The organism is Pseudoalteromonas galatheae (assembly GCF_005886105.2).
Lineage (GTDB): Bacteria > Pseudomonadota > Gammaproteobacteria > Enterobacterales > Alteromonadaceae > Pseudoalteromonas > Pseudoalteromonas galatheae.
The window spans coordinates 844713-865877 of record NZ_PNCO02000002.1 but is presented as its reverse complement, the minus strand read 5'-3'; the positions used below and the strand labels follow the sequence as shown (position 1 = coordinate 865877).

The 21165-nt window shown below is 41.0% G+C and carries 22 protein-coding genes; 14 read left to right on the top strand and 8 right to left on the bottom strand.

The window, feature by feature from the left end:
- Window positions 1–26 precede the first annotated feature (26 nt).
- The 3 genes from CWC29_RS21785 to CWC29_RS21775 all read left to right on the top strand — a co-directional run bounded on the left by CWC29_RS21785 (window position 27) and on the right by CWC29_RS21775 (window position 3131).
- On the top strand, window positions 27–332 hold the full coding sequence (locus CWC29_RS21785; protein ID WP_128725440.1) for a hypothetical protein: 306 nt from the start codon (window positions 27–29) through the stop codon (window positions 330–332).
- A 134-nt stretch (window positions 333–466) separates the two neighbouring features.
- Window positions 467–2521, top strand: coding sequence for a S9 family peptidase (locus CWC29_RS21780; RefSeq protein ID WP_138524578.1), 2055 nt, complete (start codon window positions 467–469; stop codon window positions 2519–2521).
- 64 nt (window positions 2522–2585) lie between these two features.
- A complete protein-coding gene (locus CWC29_RS21775; RefSeq protein WP_128725438.1) occupies window positions 2586–3131 on the top strand; it encodes a GNAT family N-acetyltransferase in 546 nt (181 codons plus the stop codon).
- 27 nt (window positions 3132–3158) lie between these two features.
- Here the strand turns inward: CWC29_RS21775 and CWC29_RS21770 are convergent, their stop codons facing one another.
- Both CWC29_RS21770 and CWC29_RS21765 read right to left on the bottom strand, forming a co-directional pair.
- Window positions 3159–3410 carry a TIGR03643 family protein gene (locus CWC29_RS21770; protein ID WP_128725483.1) on the bottom strand — a complete coding sequence of 84 codons (252 nt, stop codon included), beginning with the start codon at window positions 3408–3410 and terminating at the stop codon, window positions 3159–3161.
- Between the two features lie 60 nt (window positions 3411–3470).
- Window positions 3471–3629 (bottom strand): hypothetical protein, encoded by a 159-nt coding sequence (locus tag CWC29_RS21765; protein ID WP_162847776.1) that lies wholly within the window; start codon window positions 3627–3629, stop codon window positions 3471–3473.
- Between the two features lie 963 nt (window positions 3630–4592).
- Between CWC29_RS21765 and CWC29_RS21760 the strand changes: the two genes are divergently transcribed.
- Both CWC29_RS21760 and CWC29_RS21755 read left to right on the top strand, forming a co-directional pair.
- Window positions 4593–5039 (top strand): Hsp20 family protein, encoded by a 447-nt coding sequence (locus CWC29_RS21760; RefSeq protein WP_128725437.1) that lies wholly within the window; start codon window positions 4593–4595, stop codon window positions 5037–5039.
- Between the two features lie 554 nt (window positions 5040–5593).
- Entirely contained in the window at window positions 5594–6949 is a 1356-nt protein-coding gene (locus CWC29_RS21755; RefSeq protein WP_138524576.1) for a hypothetical protein, read from the top strand.
- Between the two features lie 685 nt (window positions 6950–7634).
- On the opposite strand, the gene CWC29_RS21750 is transcribed toward CWC29_RS21755, so the two are convergent.
- From CWC29_RS21750 to CWC29_RS21735, 4 genes are all read right to left on the bottom strand, one after another.
- Complete coding sequence (locus CWC29_RS21750) at window positions 7635–7856, bottom strand: EF-hand domain-containing protein (protein ID WP_167815469.1); 222 nt, start codon at window positions 7854–7856, stop codon at window positions 7635–7637.
- Window positions 7857–7914: 58 nt separating this feature from the next.
- Window positions 7915–8136: an EF-hand domain-containing protein gene (locus tag CWC29_RS21745; protein ID WP_138523274.1), complete on the bottom strand. Its 222-nt coding sequence runs from the start codon at window positions 8134–8136 to the stop codon at window positions 7915–7917.
- Between the two features lie 64 nt (window positions 8137–8200).
- Entirely contained in the window at window positions 8201–8422 is a 222-nt protein-coding gene (locus CWC29_RS21740; protein ID WP_128727334.1) for an EF-hand domain-containing protein, read from the bottom strand.
- Between the two features lie 43 nt (window positions 8423–8465).
- On the bottom strand, window positions 8466–8687 hold the full coding sequence (locus CWC29_RS21735; protein ID WP_095728314.1) for an EF-hand domain-containing protein: 222 nt from the start codon (window positions 8685–8687) through the stop codon (window positions 8466–8468).
- Between the two features lie 369 nt (window positions 8688–9056).
- Here CWC29_RS21735 and CWC29_RS21730 point away from each other — a divergent pair, with 369 nt between their 5' ends.
- The 5 genes from CWC29_RS21730 to CWC29_RS21710 all read left to right on the top strand — a co-directional run bounded on the left by CWC29_RS21730 (window position 9057) and on the right by CWC29_RS21710 (window position 16707).
- Window positions 9057–10427, top strand: a complete 1371-nt coding sequence (locus tag CWC29_RS21730) for a sensor histidine kinase (protein ID WP_138523272.1) — start codon at window positions 9057–9059, stop codon at window positions 10425–10427.
- Complete coding sequence (locus CWC29_RS21725) at window positions 10424–10960, top strand: hypothetical protein (RefSeq protein WP_128727337.1); 537 nt, start codon at window positions 10424–10426, stop codon at window positions 10958–10960. Before CWC29_RS21730 ends, CWC29_RS21725 begins: the two co-directional genes overlap by 4 nt.
- Window positions 10957–12285, top strand: a complete 1329-nt coding sequence (locus CWC29_RS21720; RefSeq protein ID WP_128727338.1) for a sigma-54-dependent transcriptional regulator — start codon at window positions 10957–10959, stop codon at window positions 12283–12285. Before CWC29_RS21725 ends, CWC29_RS21720 begins: the two co-directional genes overlap by 4 nt.
- A 183-nt stretch (window positions 12286–12468) precedes the next feature.
- Window positions 12469–14421, top strand: a complete 1953-nt coding sequence (locus CWC29_RS21715) for a methyl-accepting chemotaxis protein (protein WP_128727339.1) — start codon at window positions 12469–12471, stop codon at window positions 14419–14421.
- Between the two features lie 117 nt (window positions 14422–14538).
- Window positions 14539–16707 carry a S9 family peptidase gene (locus CWC29_RS21710; protein ID WP_128727340.1) on the top strand — a complete coding sequence of 723 codons (2169 nt, stop codon included), beginning with the start codon at window positions 14539–14541 and terminating at the stop codon, window positions 16705–16707.
- A 56-nt stretch (window positions 16708–16763) separates the two neighbouring features.
- Here the strand turns inward: CWC29_RS21710 and CWC29_RS21705 are convergent, their stop codons facing one another.
- The gene (locus tag CWC29_RS21705) at window positions 16764–16973 is read right to left on the bottom strand and encodes a hypothetical protein (protein WP_128727341.1); all 210 of its coding nucleotides are present in this window, start codon (window positions 16971–16973) and stop codon (window positions 16764–16766) included.
- A 230-nt stretch (window positions 16974–17203) separates the two neighbouring features.
- Here CWC29_RS21705 and CWC29_RS21700 point away from each other — a divergent pair, with 230 nt between their 5' ends.
- The 4 genes from CWC29_RS21700 to cspE all read left to right on the top strand — a co-directional run bounded on the left by CWC29_RS21700 (window position 17204) and on the right by cspE (window position 19772).
- Entirely contained in the window at window positions 17204–18001 is a 798-nt protein-coding gene (locus CWC29_RS21700; protein WP_128727342.1) for a substrate-binding periplasmic protein, read from the top strand.
- A 121-nt stretch (window positions 18002–18122) separates the two neighbouring features.
- Window positions 18123–18452, top strand: a complete 330-nt coding sequence (locus CWC29_RS21695; RefSeq protein ID WP_138523270.1) for a hypothetical protein — start codon at window positions 18123–18125, stop codon at window positions 18450–18452.
- 109 nt (window positions 18453–18561) lie between these two features.
- Window positions 18562–19143, top strand: coding sequence for a hypothetical protein (locus CWC29_RS21690; RefSeq protein ID WP_138523268.1), 582 nt, complete (start codon window positions 18562–18564; stop codon window positions 19141–19143).
- Window positions 19144–19559: 416 nt separating this feature from the next.
- Window positions 19560–19772 carry a transcription antiterminator/RNA stability regulator CspE gene (gene cspE, locus CWC29_RS21685; RefSeq protein ID WP_010369631.1) on the top strand — a complete coding sequence of 71 codons (213 nt, stop codon included), beginning with the start codon at window positions 19560–19562 and terminating at the stop codon, window positions 19770–19772.
- Window positions 19773–19829: 57 nt separating this feature from the next.
- Here cspE and CWC29_RS21680 read toward each other — a convergent pair whose 3' ends face one another.
- Entirely contained in the window at window positions 19830–21164 is a 1335-nt protein-coding gene (locus CWC29_RS21680) for a magnesium transporter (protein ID WP_138523266.1), read from the bottom strand.
- Window position 21165 lies beyond the last annotated feature (1 nt).

Sequence of the window (21165 nt, the reverse complement as noted above, 5' to 3'; positions counted from 1 at the left end):
CTCAAAAGAAAATTAAGGACATCAACATGATCACCACATCGTGCCACTGCGCTCAGATCCACTATCGTATTTTCACTACAACAACAGTCAACGAAATATGCACTGGTGTGCAGTTTATTCAGGCTCACGGTCTTATCGAAAACCCTTGTAAATCTCTCGAACGATTTGTGGTGCCGCATTCGAAAGATCAAACCATCCAAGAGCATGGTTTTTGCAAACACTGCGGTGCTTCTATCTACATTATGGATGACAAAGGCAACATTTCGTATGCACTTAATCACCTTATGTCGTTTCAGACTGATTATTCAGGCGCGCTGAATTTTGGCCTATAAAAGATAGCTTCTTCGCTTTATCAGGCTTAACCGACAATTAATCGCAAACATTGGTTTTTATTCTAGTGACAAGTAGAATGTCTAAAAACTTCATCTTGAAGTTACAACAAGTGAATGAAAATTTAGGATAAATAATGAAACTACTTAAGTCTGCTTTGGCTTTAGCAATGGGCTTCACCAGTGCTGCGAGCCTCGCAAGCGATACCATCACCATTGAAGACATCCCAAAGATCCAATCGGTAAGCTCAACGTCGGTGAGTCCTGACGGCGAACTCGTTGCTTTTACCCGCTCGGTACCACGTGAGCTTTACATTGACCAAAATGGTTCCAATTACAGTGAACTTTATGTGGTTGACGACGAAGGTGTAGAGCGCCCATTTATCACAGGCAAAGTGAGTATCTCAAGCATCTCTTGGTCATCCGACGGTCAATTTATTTATTTCCTTACCAAGAAAAAAGAAGACAAGCAACGCGCTCTTTATCGCATCGCGGTAAACGGTGGGGAAGCACAGAAAGTGCTTTCACTAAAAGGAACTGGGATCTCGGCTTATAGCCTAAGCCCTGACGGTAAACAGGTTGCAATCCTTGCAATGCCAGCTGCTGATAAGTCAGAAAAAGAGCTGAAAAAGCTTGGCTTTATGGCTGAAGTGTATGAACTGGGTTTAAAAAACAAACAGCTTCATATCATTGATCTTGCAGCATCAGAAAAACCGCTGACCCCTGCGGTACTGGACATCGAAGGCTATGTGAGTGAAATCAACTGGGCTGACGATGCCTCTAAATTACTTGTAAAAACGCAGCCAACAGCGCTCATTGATGACAAGTATATGAAGTCACAATGGCATGTACTTGATGCGAAAACACAACAAATTACAACTTCATTCAAAACAGAAGGTAAGCTTGGTACTGCAGAGTTTTCACACGATGGTAAATACATCGCGATTTTAGGCGCTGAAGATAAGCATGACCCTGCAACTGGTCGCTTATACCTTGCCGATGCACAAAGTGGCAAAGTAGAAGAGTGGATCCCGAACTTTATGGGTCACATCGCTGACTTTGAGTGGTCAAACCGGAAAAACCAGCTGACTTTTGTCGCAAACGTCGGCACTGAAAGTTTTGTTGGCCAAATTAAAGTTGGCTCGAACAAATACAAGAAACTTATCAAAGAAGGTAAGTTTATTGCATCGAATCTATCTATCTCTGATTCAGACAAAACCATTGCCCTACGTGCAAACACCGCTAAGCACCCAAATGAGGTGTTTATGATCCGCTCGAGTAAAGCGACTCGTCTATCGAATTCTAACCCATGGTTGGATAACAAACGTTTTGCAAAGCAAGAGGCAGTTAACTTCAAAGCCCGTGATGGCGTTGAAATTGGTGGCGTATTAATTTATCCACTTGATTATCAAGAAGGTACACGTTACCCACTGATCATGTCAGTGCACGGTGGCCCAGAAAGCCACGATAAAAATGGTTGGCTAACAAGTTATTCAGATCCAGGTCAAATGGGTGCGGCACGTGGCTATGCGGTATTCTATCCAAACTACCGTGGTTCGACAGGTAAAGGCGTTGATTACTCAAAACTTGGCCAAGGCGACTACGCAGGTAAAGAATTTGACGACTTGGTAGATATGAAAGAATACTTAGTCAACACAGGTTTAGTAGACACTAAACGTGTTGGTATTACCGGTGGCTCTTACGGCGGTTATGCCTCTGCTTGGGGTGCTACAAAACTCACTGAGCACTTCGCAGCAAGCGTGATGTTTGTTGGCGTAACTAACCAACTTTCTAAGTTTGGTACTACCGATATCTCAAACGAAATGTACTTAGTCCACGCTCGCTCTTACCCTTGGGATAAGTGGCAGTGGTACTTAGAGCGCAGTCCGATTTACTGGGCTGGTCAATCGAAGACGCCATTACTAATTATGCATGGTAAAGATGACCCGCGTGTACACCCAGCGCAATCTATGGAGCTATATCGCTACATGAAAGTGCAAGGTAAAGACGTACGTCTAGTTTACTATCCAGGCGAAGGTCACGGTAACCGCAAAGCAGCGGCTCAATACGATTACAGCCTGCGCTTAATGCGCTGGATGGACAACTACCTAATCGAAGGCAAAAAAGACATGCCAGATTATGAAATTGACCACGCGGCGAAGCTAAAAGCCGTTAAAGACGCAAATAAATAAGTAAGCAAGCGGCTTATTGTTTGAGGGCGCGAATTTGCGCCCTTTTTATCAAGGAAAAAAGATATTGCAATTAACTACAATCCAACTCGACACCGAGCGATTCACACTTAGACCCTTAAACTCAGAAGACGCCGAAGCGCTATTTGCCATATTTTCAGACGCAGACGTCATGCGCTATTGGAACACACCACCTTGGGATAGCCTTGACGATGCAACGCAATTTATCAAGCAATCACGCGAAGATTTAACTACGCAACAAGCGATCGCACTGGCCATTGTTTCAAAAAGTGATGAAACAGTAATTGGTAAATGTTTACTGTTTAGCTGGGATAAAGAGTCACGTCGCGCCGAAATTGGCTTTGGTATTGCCAAATCTCACTGGGGGCAAGGTGTCATTCAAGAAGCGGGCTCCGCGCTCATTGACTGTGCTTTCTCAACACTGAAGTTGAGGCGTATTGAAGCAGAGATTGATCCCGCTAATATTGGCTCAACCAAAGTACTCACAAAGCTTGGATTTACTAAAGAAGGCCACTTACGCGCTCGCTGGGAAATCGCTGGTGAAATTTCAGACTCAGTACTCTACGGCTTACTCGCTAGCGACCTTCAATAAAGCAAAGACGAGGGTCTAGATAAAGCGTTACCTGTGTTTGTATTGGGTTTTGCAATACCCGCGATTAACCGCTTTGCTTCTAAGTTTAATATGCTTTGTGTTGCGCCCACTTACTCGTTGCCTCCATAGTCTAAAACTACTGGGCTTTAGGCTACTACGCATCAATTTGATCACTTCTGGCTCACTCAGTTCAAACTGTCGCTCGATAGCTTCAAATGGCGTTCTATCTTCCCACGCCATTTCTATGATCCTGGAAATTTCTGAGTCACTAAATTGCACTTACTTAATCTTGTTGTTTTCTAATCAGAACCACACATACGCATCAAGTATCAAAAAGGATTAAAAATACTTACGGCCGACAACTATCCCTATGGCAATGCCGATAGGCAAAGCATACATGATTTGCCCAGATGCAACGCCCACGGCTGTGCCAATCCCAACCCCGACAGCAATCCCTAAACCAACTTTTCGATTAGTACTTTTCTTATCATATTTCATTAGCTGCACCTTCATCTAAATCAATTTTTAATGTGACAATGTAACGAGATAAAGTAAATAGTCTTGAAAATAAAACATGTTGTTCAACTACTGGCCTTGTTGTCTAAACTAGGTCTGCAAAAGTGGTAGAAAACATCTTGTTTGCCAACGCCACAATACGCCCACTTTTTTCGCGACAGGTGCAATTGCTAATGAGCACACATGCCAGCCGTTTTTAGAAGCGGCAGCCGTTGCCATCAACGAATTATGGAAATTAGTCGAGAAAAAGTTAGCGCATCAAGCATTTTAAGGCGACTATCAGATTTTCTCAGCGGATTATACTGGCTGTATATACACGTTGGCGCGCCTATTTTTCAGTCAAAATTGTCACTCCAGAAAGGCCAGCAAAACGTTAGCAGCGGTTATTCAACAATGTTTTGAAGGACTATATAAAAGAAATACTAAAAAGTTGGATGCGATTTTCCACGCTAATACAGTGCTCAAAGCTCCAAGTATGAGGCACACTAAATCATAGTAGCTAGATTTGGTTTACTCTCGACACTTAACAAAGAATGCAACTCAGCTTGTGGTGGGCATTCTTATAAAGCGCCGCAGGATACTTTTGTTGTCATCGAGGAAGCTGAAACTGAGGCATAGGATTTTATCAAAAAATCTATGTTGCGACCGCAAAACTGAAGCACTAAATAACCTGAACAGTGGATCATTAATGCACTAAAAGAGAGATATCAGATGGTGCTTCTTTACCTACAAAGACAATTTTCTTGAAAAAGAATCTTATAAAATTCAGGTAAATAAAAACTTTTTTAAAAAAGTTTCTTGAAAAAGATTTGCCTCGTCCATAGATAGTATTGTGAGGACGCCGACAGGGTCCCAACCCAAACTAAGTAAATGTTTTATATGCTATTTATTGGCTTCTTATGAAGCAATAAATAGCTTAATTATCGCTTTATGAGGATACAAATTATGCGTACAGTAGACCTATCTCCACTTTATCGTTCATTCATCGGTTTTGACCATTTAGCACAGTTAATGGATGCGGCATCACGCAACGAAAAGCAGCCAAGCTTTCCGCCATATAACATCGAAGCCACCGGTGAAGACAAATACCAAATTACCATGGCTGTTGCTGGATTTACCGAGCAAGAGCTGAGCCTTGAGTCAGAAAACAATACTCTGACAGTCAAAGGCGAAAAGCAAAACAAAGAAGACAAAGCTGAGCGTAAATTTATCCATCAAGGTATCGCAGAGCGTAACTTTGAGCGCAAATTCCAGCTTGGCGATCACGTCAAGGTGATTGCCGCAGGACTTGAAAACGGCCTGTTAGTCATTGACCTTGAGCGCGAAATTCCAGAAGCACTTAAGCCAAGAAAGATTGAAATTGGCAAAAGCAATCTCATCGAAAATAAATAATCGATTGAGGTCACTTCCCCCTGTTTTTACATGATGTCACGTTTCCAAGTCGCCTTCGGGCGACTTTTTTGTTTTGAGTTGCTAGTTTACCCATTTTATAGTGTTGAGTACGTTTTGAGCTAGCTGTGTTAAGCTCAGTTCCAATCGCCAGCTCAATTCGCCTTGCCTAAAAAGTGTAGGCATCTTAGTGCGAGCAGGAAACGCAGTTATCTCCAAAACGCTCTGGCTAGATAAGGGAATAATTTAAGATGAGTTTAAAAACATGAATTAGCTAAATTAGCTAAATTAGACGCAACTTGATCTGACATTTTCGAATGCAAAGCAGAACCAATCCTGCCAGCCTGTTGTGTACGCGGGAGGGCGTTAAAACTTCTTTTTCGAAATGTGCTTTTTGAGAAAAAACGCAGCCCTGCATAATAAAATTTTATATTCTGTAAATTGCATATGCTACGATGCACTCTAGATCCCTATTATAAAGTTTGTGAAAAGACTAAAATTGATTTAACCTTGGGTTAGATTGCTTTTATTTTCATTGAAATATATGGAATGTCTCAATGGACGAACTTTATAACAACACAATCTCGCATCTAAAACAAATCAACTTTACGCTCCTTATACTGACTACAATATTGGTCGTAATGTCACTTCTTGCTGAAAAATCAAAGATAGAAACGGCTATTGATGACGTAACAAACTTAAAAACTGCATTTAAAGAAATTCACACTGCGAAACCTATATCACGTTTTGGTGACGAGTGGCTTACACAAAAGGCCGAAAAAATAATTTCTGAAAACAATATAACCTTTGCAGAATTTTACGTTGATAGAGATAAATCTGAGACCAATAGGATTAAGGTTAACTATACGGGCTATTTGATTGAAAACGCACTAAGGTTATACCCAGCTTTAAGTTTTTCACCAGTGGATACAAGAGTTGAAAAACCACTATCGTTAGCTAACATAAAAAAGTTCTGGAACGGGCTTTACTCAGTAAGGCGTATCATATATGTCAATAAAATATTACCGATTGAATTCCGTTTTGATAGCAATGAAAATAAATTAGGCTATATTCAAACATCGATATACGAAGACGGCTCACAATTCACAACACCTTCAGAAAATTTGTCATTAGTAGATATTTTTGATGAGAAATGGTTTGAAAGTCAATTTACACATTTACAGCAGTTTCCATCGTTAAAAGAAAATACTTATCGTTCTTTGCTTTCTGCGGAAAGACCTTCACGATATTTATTGTTTGGGGGTAGGATACTTGGAGTCAATCCATTTAATTTCGATGGAGGAACGCCAACAGAGGCAAGTGTATTTTCGAATCGTTTACTCATCCCAGTAAAAACCCAAGAACAACCATTTACACCCATGGAAATGCTTGTTGCAGAAGTACCCGAAAAGTTTGGTTGGAAGTCAGGAAGCTTCTCCTTAAATTTCTCCGAATTAGAGGAATTGACTGAAGGATTTCAGGATATCGAGATATCTAAAATACAGACCATATTAAAAAATGAACTAGCAAGAACTAGTGGAACTGTTAATGCTTTTGGATTGTCGTTACCTTTTGAAATACTTAGTAAATTTGGAGCTGTTGCTATATTTCTACTAATGCTCTATTTCTTTTTTTATCTGCGTTTTTTCCACTCCTATTTTGATACTACCAAAAAGTTGAACATGACCATACCTTGGATTTACCTGCATGACAGGGCAGATGCCATCGTCTTATTTTATTTCGTTAGTATAATATACCCTACAGCCGTAGCTGTTAACTTAACGCTTCAAAATACAGAATTGCAATACTCGCCAGCTCTTTTTGTTAATATTGCGATAATTCTGTTGTGTGTTGGGCTGTCCACAAAACTAACCATGCTAATTATGAAAAATAGAAGCCATACTTTTTTCTAAAAAAGTAATTAAATCAAAAGCTATCGAGAGAAGCTAACCGAGACTGATGAAAACAAAAATATCATTAAGAAAAAACTAGGGATTCGTCAACATGTCACTTATTTTGCTATGTATTGGAAGAGAATTTTGCTTTCAGGGAAAGTTACAAAGCAATAGGCGGTCAAAATTCTAAAGTCTTAACAACCGTTCCTTGCCTTATACCACCTATCATATTTTATCTGAACTTTAATCAGATCGGATATGGGTTACTGCATTCTAGCGCCACCACAGCCAATGATTGAAAAAATATCAACTTTAAGTGCTACCCACAGAGTTACATTTAACACCTTACAAAAATCAATACATTCAAAACAAAAAAAGCTTGGCTGTTAAGCCAAGCTTTGGGTGCGGTGCGAATAACCGCCTTACTCTTACCGACTCAGATCCTTCAGTCAACTTCCCTAATGACATCCAAACTCTCAATTTGGAGCTCAAAGATTCTGATAGCGATGCTTCGCTGTAAGTATTCCTTTATAACCGTTTGTTTAAACTAGCCCGAAAGAAGGCGCTTAGTTGAACAAATCAGTAATGTTGCCAAATAACTCAACAATCATCATAATCTTTGAACTCTATTCCCTGCTCCCTGACATCAGTTCCTTTTCCTCTGTCACTCCCTTGCGCAGTAAATCTACTTCTCGAACTCTAATTAGCCTTTGAAGTTTGCGAATTCTGTTTCGCTTAGCTCGCCGTTTGCATCAACGTCTAGCTCTTTAAATCGCTCTGCAAGTGCAGTGTGTGCTTGTGCTTCACTCATGCTGATTGTGCCGCTTTGATCTGTATCTAGCGCAGCGAAGTCTTCACCCGCCATTGCATTAACAGACGCGAAAGATAAACCTGTGATTGATAGTGCAATTAGTACGTTTTTCATCATTTATTCCTCAAAAATTTTAAATACGGTTCGTTTCGTGAAATTGGAGGGCTATTGATTAGCCTTTAAAATTTGCGAATTCTGTTTCGCTTAGCTCGCCATTCGCATCAGCGTCTAATTCTTTAAATTGCTCTGCAAGTGCCGTGTGTGCTTGTGCTTCACTCATGCTAATTGTGCCGCTGCCATCGGCATCGTATTTGGCAAAGTCGTCACCGGCCATCGCGTTAACCGACGCCATTGATAGGCCAGCAAGGGATACTGCTACTAGTAAATTTTTCATCATATTCTCCTTAAATTCCGTCTTGGCGGAGAGTCCGAAGACTCACCGATACCAAACTTTCAAATTAGCCTTCAAAGTGCTCGTACTCTGATTCACTCAGCTCGCCGTTACCGTCAACATCAAGTGTCTTGAATTGCTCAGCTAACTTAGGATTAACCTGTGCTTCAGCCATGCTGATTGTGCCGCTGCCATCGGTGTCGTACTTTTCAAAGTCGTCCATCGCCATAGCCGATGCTGAAACCAATGTCATACCTGTGATTGATAGTGCTGCTAGTAAATTTTTCATGATCTTCTCCTTAACGATTAAAATAATGTGATAACTCGGTAAATTAACCTTCGTAGTTATCAAATTCTGCTTGGCTTAGTTGACCGTCTTGGTCTGCGTCTAGCTCATTAAATTGAGCAAGAAGGCCTTCATCTGCTTTTGCTTCTTCAATAGAGATATAACCATCACCATTCATGTCTAGTTTGTCGAAACCAGTGTTTGCGTGTGCACCTACTGATGCCAAAGTCATTACTGCTGCTGATACTGCGATTGCTAAATTTTTCATCGTGCTTTCCTCATAAGATTAAAAATTCTGTGTTAAACGTTTTGCTATTAAAGCTAAAAACTGATTTTGCATTTGTTTTTGCGTTTCGTTTTTCGCTTTCGAGATAACTATTCCAACTTTGATGCCAAAATTGAAAAAACACGGTTTATCAACAAGTTAAGAAAAACCACTTGAAAAGATTAAGGTTGGATTAAGGCTGGCTGTTGCTAAATGGCAACAGTTAAAAAAGCGAAAAATAAAAAATCTTTATTTTTCTTGATGTTAGATTGTCGCAGCCTTGCAACAGGAAAATTTTTGGGTAGAAAATTTTGCAAATCTCGCAACACCATTTGATTGAAACTTGTGCAACCTTTTAAAGGATTTAGCATCGTGAAAAAAATTTTTTCTCAGTCATTACAAAAACAGGCACTTATTGCCATGTTTATTGGTGTGCTTCCAATACTCACACTGACTTTATGGTACGCCCAAGCACTGTCCAAAAACCAACAAAAAACGCAGGATATTTATAATAAAAATCAAAAACTTATTCTTGAGTACAATTTTATAAAAGCAGATATCAGTGCGCTTGAAAAAGCGTTGCAAAATAATCAGCTGCTGCAAAGTGAAACGCTGCAAGAAAGCATCGAGCAGAAGTGGCAAAACACCAAAAAACGTATTCAATTATTGAAAATAAACCTGCCCGATTCGCTGTTTGTTGCTAAATGGCGACAGTTCGCTCCAGATGAGATCAATGCCACTTCAAAAGCTGAAGAGTTTCAGCAATTGGTTAAGGTACTTAATCAATTCGAGGAAAGCTTTCAGCAAACACTTAATAAGCGCTTATCTGATCAAGAAGCCCATTTCGTGCAGCTGCAAACATGGTTTATGTTTGGTCTCGTTGTCTTGCTACCCACCCTTGTCGTGATCAGCATCTTTTTGATCAACCGGATTTGTCAGCAGCTTAATCAGGTAGAATCGGCGGTATCTGAGGTAGGTAAAGGTAATTTTGATAAGTCGGTAGAACTCTCTGGCAGCCATGAATTGCAGCAATTAGGCGACAGGTTAAATTGGTTAAGGCTCGAACTTAAACGTATTCAACAACAAAAAGAAACCTTCTTGCGCCATGTTACTCATGAACTTAAAACCCCTTTGGCATCGCTTAACGAAGGAAGCAGCTTATTAAATAGTGGATTGCTTGGAGATGTTAATCCAAAACAACAACGTATTCTCATCATTATGGAAAACTCTGTTGCAAAGCTTGGATCATTGATCGATGATTTGCTCAGCTATAGCGCGGCCAGTCACCCTGATAGCCTACATCACGACGCCGAAATGAATCTTATCCAAGCAGAAGTCTCAAAGCATCTTAGCGATAAGCTAGGAAAGACTGATGTGATAGTGAACTGGCAAAATCATGATGACCTAAAAGTGCCGTATCTTCCGTGCAAATTAGTGTTAACTCAGTTAGTGAGCAATGCCATTGATCACGCTAAAAGCAATGTCACTATTTCAATTGAAGAACAAAATGGCGAAGTATTGTTGATAGTCCGTGACGACGGTGATGGCATCGACATCAATGAAGCCGACTCACTATTCCAGCCATTTGTTCGCGGTGAGAAAAATAAAAATAATAATGGCAGTGGCTTAGGTTTAGCCATTGTCTCTGAGTGTGTGAAGCAATTAAAAGGCTATGTGAAATGGTTATCAGTAGAGTCTGGAGCCAGTATTCAAGTCGCCTTTCCAAAAAGGGATCCAAAATGAAATACATCGCATTAAGTATCACGCTATTTTTGCTCGGTGGTTGTGCCACAACGGAGCAAAACGTCGAGCAAACGAAGCAATTTATTGGTCCTGTAAAAACAGAAACCAGCGCAAAGTTTGTGCCTTTAACTGAGTTGATCAAAGCCTTAGTCAGCCAATGCGCTAAAAAACATAACGTGACATTTAACGATTACTACAAAGGCGCGCTGCACTTACAAGGCTTTATTCACACCTATTGCGGTACAGACTCAACCACCAAGCAACTTAAAGCCATTGAAGAAGTAAAACTACAAGATTATTGGCCAGAAGATTACAACATTTGGTTTGAATCATTAGCTTGGCATACTCAAAGTCTTCGTGAGCAAAAAATCAGTAATTATTACGCTGACAACAAGGCGCAACAGCACCAAGAGCAATTGTTACAAACACAAAAGCAGCTTGCCGAACTAAAGCAAAAGCTTGCCGACATAGAAAAACAACGTTTAGAAACCGATCTTTCTGAAACCCCATCACTTGAGGAGGATTCACTATGAGTCAGACACCACTGGGCGCAAAGTTACTTTTAGTGGATGACGATACGTCTTTAACTGAGCTATTGGCAATGCGTTTAGAAAGCCATGGCTACGAAGTTGAAGTTGCGCATCGCGGTACGCAAGCGTTAAATATCCTCAAGCAAATGCCTATCGACTTGGTCATCACCGATTTGAAAATGGCGCACATGAATGGCTTTGAACTTAATGAGCAAATAAAGAAGTATTACACAGGCATGCCCGTTGTAATGATGACTGCTCACGGCTCAATTCCAGACGCTGTAGATGCCATGCAACAGGGCTTTGTGAGCTTTTTAACCAAACCCATTGACTCTCAGCAAATGCTCGATGTCATCAATGAAGCGCTTGCAGGAAAAGTAAGAACTGCACAAACTTCGGATCCAAATAACTTCCATGGGTTGTTATTCCAAAGTGCCGCAATGCGTCAATTGGTGCAGCAAATTCAAGCGCTTGCCAGCAGTAACGCAAATATTCTTATTCAAGGCGAGAGCGGTACCGGTAAAGAAGTGACAGCAAAAGCAATCCATTTAGCCAGTAATCAGGCGCAAGGCCCATTTATTGCGATTAACTGTGGCGCAATGCCCGCTCACCTATTGGAGTCTGAGCTCTTCGGCCATAAAAAAGGGGCGTTTACCGGCGCGGTGGGCGACAAAGAGGGTTTAGTACAAGCGGCAGATGGCGGCACCCTATTCCTCGATGAAATTGGTGATATGCCGCTTGATTTGCAAGTTAAACTACTGCGTGTTTTACAAGAACGAACCGTTCGTCCGGTGGGCGGCCAAACCGAGCATAAGGTCAATGTTCGTTTTGTCTCTGCAAGCCATAAGAACATTCAAAGCGCCGTTGCGGAAAAGCAGTTTCGTGAAGATTTATACTATCGCTTAAACGTGGTGTCTGTTGAAATCCCAAGCTTAAGAGAGCGATTGGAAGATATTCCACTACTTGCATCACGCTTCTTAAGTACACTTAGCGATGGCGAAAAGCAATTTAACCAACAAAGTATTACGCACTTGTTGAATTACCATTGGCCGGGCAACATCCGTCAGCTCCATAATATCGTGGAGCATTGTGTTGCTATTACGCCTGGTAAAATGATCACTGAAGATATCGTACAAAAAGCCCTGCCTAAAGATAAAGAGCAGAATGCGTTTACAGGATTAAATGAAGCGAAACGTCAGTTTGAGTATGACTACATCCAAAAAGTACTGGCACTTTGCGAAGGGAATGTGTCGGAAGCTGCAAAACTTGCACAACGTAATCGCTCTGATTTTTATAAATTACTTAAAAAACATGAGATCCAATGCTAAACCTATTAGAGGGGTAACATTAGTTTTAATTTCTGAAGCGCCTTGACTGGTGAAATCTGCCACTGCAACGTGCTTATAATACAGACTTTAACGAGCCACGCCCGTGGCTCAGATTTTACCCTGAGAATATACGCTCCCTCTAGGAGCATAATAAAAACACTCGGATATTTAAGGGTTGTCTGTATGAAAATGCGCAAAAAGCTCATTATTAGCTTTGTTCTCACTGTGATCATTCCTATTTTAGCGATTTCTGTGGTCAGCATTTCTCAGACCAAAAGAGACTCTCTTGATAAATTCCTTGATGCTTCTGGCAATGAGATAAGACAAGCCGAACAGTCTTTTGTACTGTTTTTTGAACAGATGAAGAAAAATGCGCGCTTCCTCGCCGAGTCCAAGGCCGTGCAACAGGTGGGTCAAGATACCACCACTTATTTTGGTGCTGAAAAACCGATGACTCCGCTACAAAATGGTCAAACCGAAAGCAATATTTTTGAGCTTTACCGTGCATTTGGACAAACCCACGAAGAATTATTGTTTGTATATCTTGGCACTGGATCCGGAGGTTTTATTCAGTATCCTGCGGAACCCCTTGGCAATTACGATCCAAGAAAACGGCCTTGGTATCAAAATGCCTCTAAAGATCCTAGCAAGGTTATTCTTACTGAGCCTTACCAAGGAGTAACAGGACAAGCTATGGTTTCTGTTGCCACAGGTATAAAACGTGACGGCAAAGTAATTGGCGTGCAATCATTAGATGTAACGCTTGCTACACTGACCGATATCGTTAGCAATATTCGTCTTGGGGAGTCTGGGTATTTAATTCTTCTTGATGCCGAAGGCACTGTACTTGCCGATCCAAAAAATAAAAATAATAACTTTAAACACATTAAAGATCTCACCAGCCCACTTTACAAAGCCATTCGCAGCGCCACAAATGAACCCTATCTCACTATCGAAACAGACAATAAGACTTATAATGCTAAGATTTATCGCTCTGACACACTCGGCTGGCAATTTATCGCAGTGATCGATGAAGATGAAATCTTAGCTTCAGCTTTAGATATGACGATTAGTATCACTATTATCGCGGTCATCATGGTAATTTTGTTTATTATTATCGCAATAACGCTTGCCAACAAGATAGTTGAGCCTATCGAAATGGTGTCTGAAGGTTTGAAAGAAATAGCACAAGGTGAAGGCAATCTTTCCAAACGTTTAAAAGTAGTCACCAACGATGAAATTGGAGAGTTGGCCGCATGGTTCAATAAATTCTTGGACTCAATTAATGCGCTCGTGAAAGATATTCAAAGTAATGCCTCAACGTTGAATGATGCTGCATTAGGGTCACAAAAGAGTATCAATGATATCCGTAATCAATGCCATGCGCAGGCTGAAGACTCCGCCAGTGCTACCACGACCACTGAAACTGTGGAGCAACTTGCTGCACAGATCAGTGAAAGCTGCGGTCATACTTTGGAGGATGTTGTCACTGCAGACGATCACGCCCAGCGTGGTAATAGCACGATCGAAAGCACGGTATCGCAGGTTGCGAGGCTCAATCATTCGTTGGCTGAGTCCGCCAACGCCATGAACCAACTCGAAAGCGAAAGCCAAGATATCACGAACATTTTAGGCGTGATCCGTTCTATCGCAGAGCAGACTAACCTTTTGGCATTAAATGCAGCGATCGAAGCTGCTCGTGCTGGTGAACAAGGCCGAGGCTTTGCAGTGGTTGCTGATGAAGTAAGAACGCTTGCACAGCGCTCGCATGATGCTACGCAAGAAATAGAGCAAGTGTTAACCAACCTCATTGCGCAAACTAGGGCGGTATCAGCCCAAATGACGTCAAGCGTAAGCGAATCTGAGACAACTATCAAACAATCACAAAGCGCTCAACAAGCGTTTGCTGATATCGCGCAGGCAGTGTCAAGAATTAAAGCATCTGTTTCGAATATAGCGTCACAAGCCTCATTGCAGGGGGAGAATGCGGGTCATACAAGACGGTTAATCGACTCGGTTGATGTTTCTGTAAGGCAAGTCGGTGAAGAGACTGCGGCATTAAACGCAGGCGCAGACCAATTAGTTGATTTAGCAAAAGATCTAGAGCGTTTAGTTGGACGTTTTGATATTGACTAGTTGAAAAACTAACATCTTATTTTCCACGATTGTTACAAAATATCGTCTCAATTAGTTGTCCTCATAATGAGAACTAGTTTAGACTGGGGCGATTGATTTATTATACAAGAACAACAAATGAAGAAATTTAAATTTACAGTAGTGGCTGCATCTTTGCTTGCAGTACTTGGTTGCCAAGAGGCTCCGTCACAACATACATCACCTAAAGTAGAAGCTGAGCAGGTAGCCACTGTTATGGCACCAATTGCAGAAAAAGTTCCACACAAAACGACCATTCACGGTCAAGAACTTATCGATAATTATCATTGGCTGCGTGACGATACCAGAAGCGATGAAAAGGTGCTTTCACACTTAACCAAAGAAAATACCTATACCGACAGTAAGCTTGTAAACACAGAGCAACTCCAACAAACCTTATTTGAAGAAATCAAAAACAAAGTGGTCAAAGATGATCGCAGTGTGCCGGTACTAAACGGCAGTTACTATTATTTTAGTGCCACTGAAGGTGACAAAGAATATTTCACTTATTACCGCAGCGAACACAAAGATGGCAAAAATGCAGAAGCTATCTTTGATGCGAATATCCGTGCTGAAGGTCAAAACTATTACGGTGTCGGCGGTCTTTCCATTTCAACCAACGAAAACCTACTAGCCTTTGCTGAAGATACGTTAAGTCGTCGAATCTATACGATTAGAATCAAAGACTTAACGACAGGCAAGTTATTGGACGATACAATTGAAGGCGCTTCAGGTCCTATTGTTTGGGCTAACGATAACAAGACCATCTATTACATCAAAAAAGATCCGGTTACTTTACTCGGTTATCAAGTATTCCGTCATACTCTAGGCACAGCCCAAAGCTCAGATGAACTGATTTACGAAGAAAAAGATAACAGCTATTACACCTATATCTCAAAGAGCAAAGACAAGAGCAAAATATACATTCACCACTCAAGTACCGAAGCGTCTGGTGTTTCTTTACTAGACGCAGATAATGCTAAGGCAACTCCAGAGCGCTTTATTCCAAGAGAAAGTGGTCACGAATATAGCATTGCTAAACTTGGCGACTGGTATTACATCCACACCAACAAAGGCGCGGTAAACTTTAAACTGATGCGCGTTAAAGCAGGCGATGCAAGTGATATTTCAAAATGGCAAACCGTCGTGCCACACAATGCCGGTGCAAAACTAGATAGCTTTGAGCTATTTAATCAGCACCTCGTTTACGAAACGCGTGAAAATGGCCTTAGCCAAATCACCGTGTTAAATTTAAACAATAACGAAAGCAAGCGATTGACCTTTAACGATCCGGCTTACGCCGTTTATTTAACGGGTAACGAAAACCTAGACGCAAATGCGGTAAGAATTGGTTATCAGAGTATGACAACCCCAGCTTCTGTGTATGATGTCGACCTTGCTAGTTTAGACAAAACACTGCTAAAGCAAGATAAAGTATTGGGCGACTTTAAACCTGAAGACTACCAATCTGAACGTATTTTTATTACCGCACGTGACGGCATAAAAGTACCAGTTTCAATTGTTTATCGTAAAGATAAGTTCAAGCAAGATGGTTCTAACCCGTTACTACAATACGGTTATGGTTCATACGGTTCTAATGTTGAGCCAACTTTCTCTATAAGCCGCTTAAGCCTTTTAGACCGTGGTTTTGTCTATGCGATTGCCCATATTCGTGGTTCAGAAACGCTTGGCCGTCCTTGGTATGATGACGGCAAAAAGTTAAATAAAAAGAACACCTTTAACGACTTTGTTGACGTTACAAAAGCACTCGTTGAGCAAAAATATGGTGATGCTTCACGTATTTATGCCAGAGGTGGCAGCGCGGGTGGCCTATTAATGGGTGCAGTCATTAACCAAGCGCCGGAGTTGTACGATGGTGTACATGCAGCTGTACCATTTGTTGACGTGATCAATACCATGCTAGACGAAACACTACCGCTGACCACAAATGAATACGATGAATGGGGTAATCCAAATGAGAAGACATATTTTGACTACATGCTGTCTTACTCACCTTATGATCAAGTTAAAGCCCAAGCATATCCAAACCTGCTTGTAACCACGGGTTTGCATGATTCTCAAGTGCAATACTTTGAGCCTGCAAAATGGGTTGCTAAGCTACGCGAATATAAAACCGACGATAATTTACTGCTGCTAAAAACCGATATGGAAGCCGGCCACGGTGGTGCATCTGGTCGCTTTAAGCGTATTCACGATGTTGCATTAAGCTATAGTTTCTTTATCGCACTCGCTGAAAATAAACTGTAGTCAACGGTCACATAAACAAAGGAGGCTTTAGCCTCCTTTGTTTGCTTCTTGCTCAACTATTCAGCTAACTTTTTGTTCGAGTTCGCGATACAAAGCATGACGAGAATAAACAAAAGAGAAAACAGTGGCAGTAAACTCATAAATAAACCGATAAACATTTCAAGCTTTCCCATTTTTGCTTTTTTGACCAAAAGTATGCTGATCCCAGCTGAAACTACCACCAGAAAAAAATAGACTTGAGCGGCAAAATCAACGTGTATATTCATCTGTTATCCCTTTCATTAGTAGACATCTGCTCTAAAAAAGTTTCTAAATAGACATTAGCAGTGTCAATACCTAAGTGCTTCAATCAGGCAATAATGAAGCATATCAAATACGTTCATATTGGGAATATATAGCCTAAGCTCTCCATAACACAAGTTGAGTACCCCAACCTAACAAACTAGCTATTTGTTAGCTATATTTAAAAAATGACTACTACGTACATAAGTGAAAAATGAATTTATTTCGCTTTGTTTTTATTTGCTACTGTATCTCTCTGCCGCTTTTATCTAGCGCCGCTCCACATAAACCTGAATACTCGGCACCTATCAAAGTCACCATATTGGTCGACGATGCTTACCCGCCTTATAGTTATCAAATTAACGGCGAGCTTTATGGTATCTATGTCGATATAGTGAAGCAAGCTGCGCGGTTGCTGAGTCATGAATATCAAGTTAATTTGCAAGCGGTACCTTGGAAACGAGGCGTTTCCTCGATGGCATCCGGTGAAGCAATGGCGTTAATGCCTCCTTATATTCATATCAAAAAACGCCCCTATATCTGGCCGTATTCAATTCCCCTTCAAGAAGAAGTAGTTGTTGCCTTTTGCAATCAAGGGATCACGCTAAAAAACTTGCCTCATGTTAAACCAGAAAGAGTACTTAATATTGGCATTAATGCTGGCTATATCATCTTAGATGAAAGCCTAATGGAAGCGCAAAAACAAGGGCTTATTCAACTTTGGGAAAACAAAAGCACACGTTCAAATATCGAAAAGCTCGCTCGTGGGCGCGTTGATTGTTACGTCAATGATCGCCTTTCCACGTTACTTGGTATTAATAAAATGTCGCAGATAACACCAAGTTTAAACACCAGTAATATTGTTGAAGATAAAATAGTAATGCGTCGCACTGCCCACATTGGGTACTTAAAAGGGTTTGAAGAAAAATATCCATTTAAACAAGACTTTATCCTAAAGATGGATGCAGCATTGAGGCAGGTAATAGACAACGCAGCAGTGGCAGAGGAGTAAGCCAATCGTAAAAAGGGAATTCAGGTTAAAAAGGAACATTCACAATTCAAATTTAATTAAGCAGTTATTCATGCACCATATGCTCCTCTTTCCTAAAATGTATCCTTTATAAGGACGTAAAATGAACAAAGAGAAGTCGGCTGAGAATATTACCGGCGGTCTACATAGCAAGTATGAACTGGATTTTGCGTCTTATTTTATCGCATTAAAAAACAAAGATAATCCAGCCATTGATTACAACATTGCCTATCAAGTCCATGAGCTTATATCACCTAACGACATTGGCATATTTAACACTGGTGATTGGCTGGCCGTATCGCTGGCCAACTACACTCGTAGCTTTGATGAGCTTTTTATCTTTAACAAAGATAGCCAACACTTACTGCATATTGGTGGGCAATTTGATAGTTTTGAAGCTAAAACACTCTTAGCTCAGTTCCGTTTACCATGACTGAATGATATAAAAGACTATTATGCCAATTAGTCTTAACTCTTGTTCAATTTGAAGGAGCAAATTGGTATTAAAGATATAATAATTACCAAATAGACAAGGATTTACTATGCGATACCTCACAGCAACAGGGATTTTTCTATTAGCTGCTTACTCTATCTATCTGAATGCGGTAATCTCAGGCTTGGAGTTTGAGCGAGATAACTTGGAGGAACGTATCGCGGCTCTCTCCAACAACATTCAGGCTTCAGGCAATTTAAAACCACACCTCGAAGAAATAGCTATCAGCAAGCCAAAGCCTAATGGCAAGTTCGCGAATGAGAATACAACTAATCAATATGCTGAAATCAAAAAACCCAAAGAAAGTGAAGAAAGAGTAATCATACCTTCGAATGATAAAGACTTTAACGAACAATCTGTAGACGAAACTTGGGCATACGAATTTTCCGATCAGATTCATTACTTTTTCATGGAAAACGACATTCTAAACAAGCTACGCGTAACTAATATTGACTGCCGTGAAACGGCCTGTCGAGTGGATATATATATTAATGAAGACGAGCCAATCGAAACCGCAACGGCTATTGGTAAAATATTTGGGAGCGATGAACGCTGGCAAGCTCATCCCTTCTACTTTAATTCAACGCCTGAAGATGGGGTGATCCAGGTTGAAATCAACAGATACAAATAGTTAAAAGTTTGGAAGTGTTATCTCTCAGCGCTTCCGAGCAAATAGGTATTCGTTGAAATACCTCTAAGCCAAGTCTTGTACAACAGTAAATTTTAAGCATGCAAGGCTAGAAAACACACGTTTCAAATTCGTGCATCACAATCAAAGTTCCACCAATAAATCCGATCAAAACTCATCACAGCTCACTTTTTAAACAAAAAAGTTGCAAACTTCATTGGACAGCGCCATAAGAACGCTATACTATATGCAGGCTTTAGATACTTAGAGCACTTACTACTGCTGCACTGTTTTTTCTTGATACTCTTTTTTTTAAAAAGTCGTTTATAGATATACCAATGCGTTACTAGCTAAGTTTTATCTATCGCTTTATCGGTGATTTTCACCACACAATTAATTTTTTGAAAAAGGTTTCAATTATGTCTAACACAGTAAATGGCACAGTTAAGTGGTTCAACGAAGAGAAAGGTTTTGGTTTCATCACTCAAGAAAACGGCGGTAAAGATGTATTCGTACACTTCCGTGCTATCGTTTCTGACGGTTTCAAAACTTTAACTGAAGGCCAATCAGTGTCTTTCACAGTTGAAGAAGGCCAGAAAGGTCCTCAAGCAAGCAACGTAGTAGTTAACTAATACGTATTGCTCAGAGCTAGTGCCTGCACTAGCTCTACGAAGTACCCCATTCCTCTCTTAGCCTTTCGGCAACATATCAGACAACAACAACGCAATCCCTAAAAATGACATAAAACCTGCTATATCTGTAATTGTCGTAAGTACAATTGATGAAGATTGCGCTGGATCGAGTCCAAACTTTTTCAATGCTATTGGTACAATAGCGCCTGAGCTTCCCGCAATGACAAGAGACGATATCATCGCCAGCGCAATAACAAGTGCAAGACCGAGTGATTGACTCCACAGATATACACCAATACCACACGTAACCGCTATTGCTACCCCATTTAACAGCCCAACCATCATCTCTTTTAGCATCACTTGATACCAGTGCCGCGTCGAAATTTCTCGTAGCGTTAAGCCTCGCATCGTTACAGCCAAAGCTTGAGCTCCTGCGTTACCCGACTGCCCAGCTGCCACTGGTAGTAAAATAGCTAAAGCGGTAACTTGAGCAATCAGCCCCTCAAATGCCCCCACGACTGCAGCAGCCGCAAATGCGGTTAATAAGTTAATCTGTAACCATGGAAGCCGTTTCTTTACTGCAAACCAACTACTTGATAAGGCTTTCTCGTCTTTACTTGCACCTACCATGGTCTGCATATCACTCGCTAAATCTTCTTTGGTTGATTGATAGGCATCAAAGAATCGGATCTGCCCAACTAGCTGTTGCTGCGCATCAAGTACTGGAATTGCTCGCACTTTGTGCCCTTCAAACGCTTCCACGACCTGATCTTTATGATCCATCACATTTAACGTGACTCGGATCGGTGTCGCAACCTGCATCAGAGTTTTACTTGAGGAGCTTCCCACTAAAACATTGAGTGTTGTTTCGCCCACCAAATCCTGCTGTTCGTTTAGCACATAGATAACATCTGGCACTTTACCGTCTAATCGCTTCAGCTGCGAGAGCACTTCACGTAGTGTGGTATCTGAGTAAAACGCTTGAACCTTTTTGTTCATCATTCTCGCTGCAGTATTTTCAGGAAAAACCAGCAGCTCACTAAGTTCATCTGCTATGGTTGAATGCTGCTCCGTTAATTTGGCAAGTAGCGCCTGCTGCGCTTCCTGCGATTGTTTGTTCAATAGTCCAACCGCAATATGGCTATCTAGGCTCGCTATAAACTGCGCTTGATAATCTACCGGGAATTGCGTAAAAATCTGCTCAGCCGCTCCTGGTGGCAAATATTTCCATAGACGATAAATGATATGTCGTGCCTGCTGTTGTAATAATTCAGCGGCTTCTTCTGGAGGTAAAGTGCCGAGGAGCTGCGCACTTTTAAGCGGAAACTTACTTAAAAACTCCTCACTGAGCTGCTCTACCGCTGAATCTAGTGTATCTTTTGCTGCGCTCATC

Coding starts and splice junctions, on each gene's coding strand:
- CWC29_RS21785 (WP_128725440.1), top strand. CDS start 27: ATGATCACCACATCGTGCCACTGCGCTCAGATCCACTATCGTATTTTC.
- CWC29_RS21780 (WP_138524578.1), top strand. CDS start 467: ATGAAACTACTTAAGTCTGCTTTGGCTTTAGCAATGGGCTTCACCAGT.
- CWC29_RS21765 (WP_162847776.1), bottom strand. CDS start 3,629: ATGAAATATGATAAGAAAAGTACTAATCGAAAAGTTGGTTTAGGGATT.
- CWC29_RS21760 (WP_128725437.1), top strand. CDS start 4,593: ATGCGTACAGTAGACCTATCTCCACTTTATCGTTCATTCATCGGTTTT.
- CWC29_RS21755 (WP_138524576.1), top strand. CDS start 5,594: ATGGACGAACTTTATAACAACACAATCTCGCATCTAAAACAAATCAAC.
- CWC29_RS21750 (WP_167815469.1), bottom strand. CDS start 7,856: ATGAAAAACGTACTAATTGCACTATCAATCACAGGTTTATCTTTCGCG.
- CWC29_RS21745 (WP_138523274.1), bottom strand. CDS start 8,136: ATGAAAAATTTACTAGTAGCAGTATCCCTTGCTGGCCTATCAATGGCG.
- CWC29_RS21740 (WP_128727334.1), bottom strand. CDS start 8,422: ATGAAAAATTTACTAGCAGCACTATCAATCACAGGTATGACATTGGTT.
- CWC29_RS21735 (WP_095728314.1), bottom strand. CDS start 8,687: ATGAAAAATTTAGCAATCGCAGTATCAGCAGCAGTAATGACTTTGGCA.
- CWC29_RS21725 (WP_128727337.1), top strand. CDS start 10,424: ATGAAATACATCGCATTAAGTATCACGCTATTTTTGCTCGGTGGTTGT.
- CWC29_RS21720 (WP_128727338.1), top strand. CDS start 10,957: ATGAGTCAGACACCACTGGGCGCAAAGTTACTTTTAGTGGATGACGAT.
- CWC29_RS21715 (WP_128727339.1), top strand. CDS start 12,469: ATGAAAATGCGCAAAAAGCTCATTATTAGCTTTGTTCTCACTGTGATC.
- CWC29_RS21710 (WP_128727340.1), top strand. CDS start 14,539: ATGAAGAAATTTAAATTTACAGTAGTGGCTGCATCTTTGCTTGCAGTA.
- CWC29_RS21705 (WP_128727341.1), bottom strand. CDS start 16,973: ATGAATATACACGTTGATTTTGCCGCTCAAGTCTATTTTTTTCTGGTG.
- CWC29_RS21700 (WP_128727342.1), top strand. CDS start 17,204: ATGAATTTATTTCGCTTTGTTTTTATTTGCTACTGTATCTCTCTGCCG.
- CWC29_RS21695 (WP_138523270.1), top strand. CDS start 18,123: ATGAACAAAGAGAAGTCGGCTGAGAATATTACCGGCGGTCTACATAGC.
- CWC29_RS21690 (WP_138523268.1), top strand. CDS start 18,562: ATGCGATACCTCACAGCAACAGGGATTTTTCTATTAGCTGCTTACTCT.
- cspE (WP_010369631.1), top strand. CDS start 19,560: ATGTCTAACACAGTAAATGGCACAGTTAAGTGGTTCAACGAAGAGAAA.
- CWC29_RS21680 (WP_138523266.1), bottom strand. CDS start 21,164: ATGAGCGCAGCAAAAGATACACTAGATTCAGCGGTAGAGCAGCTCAGT.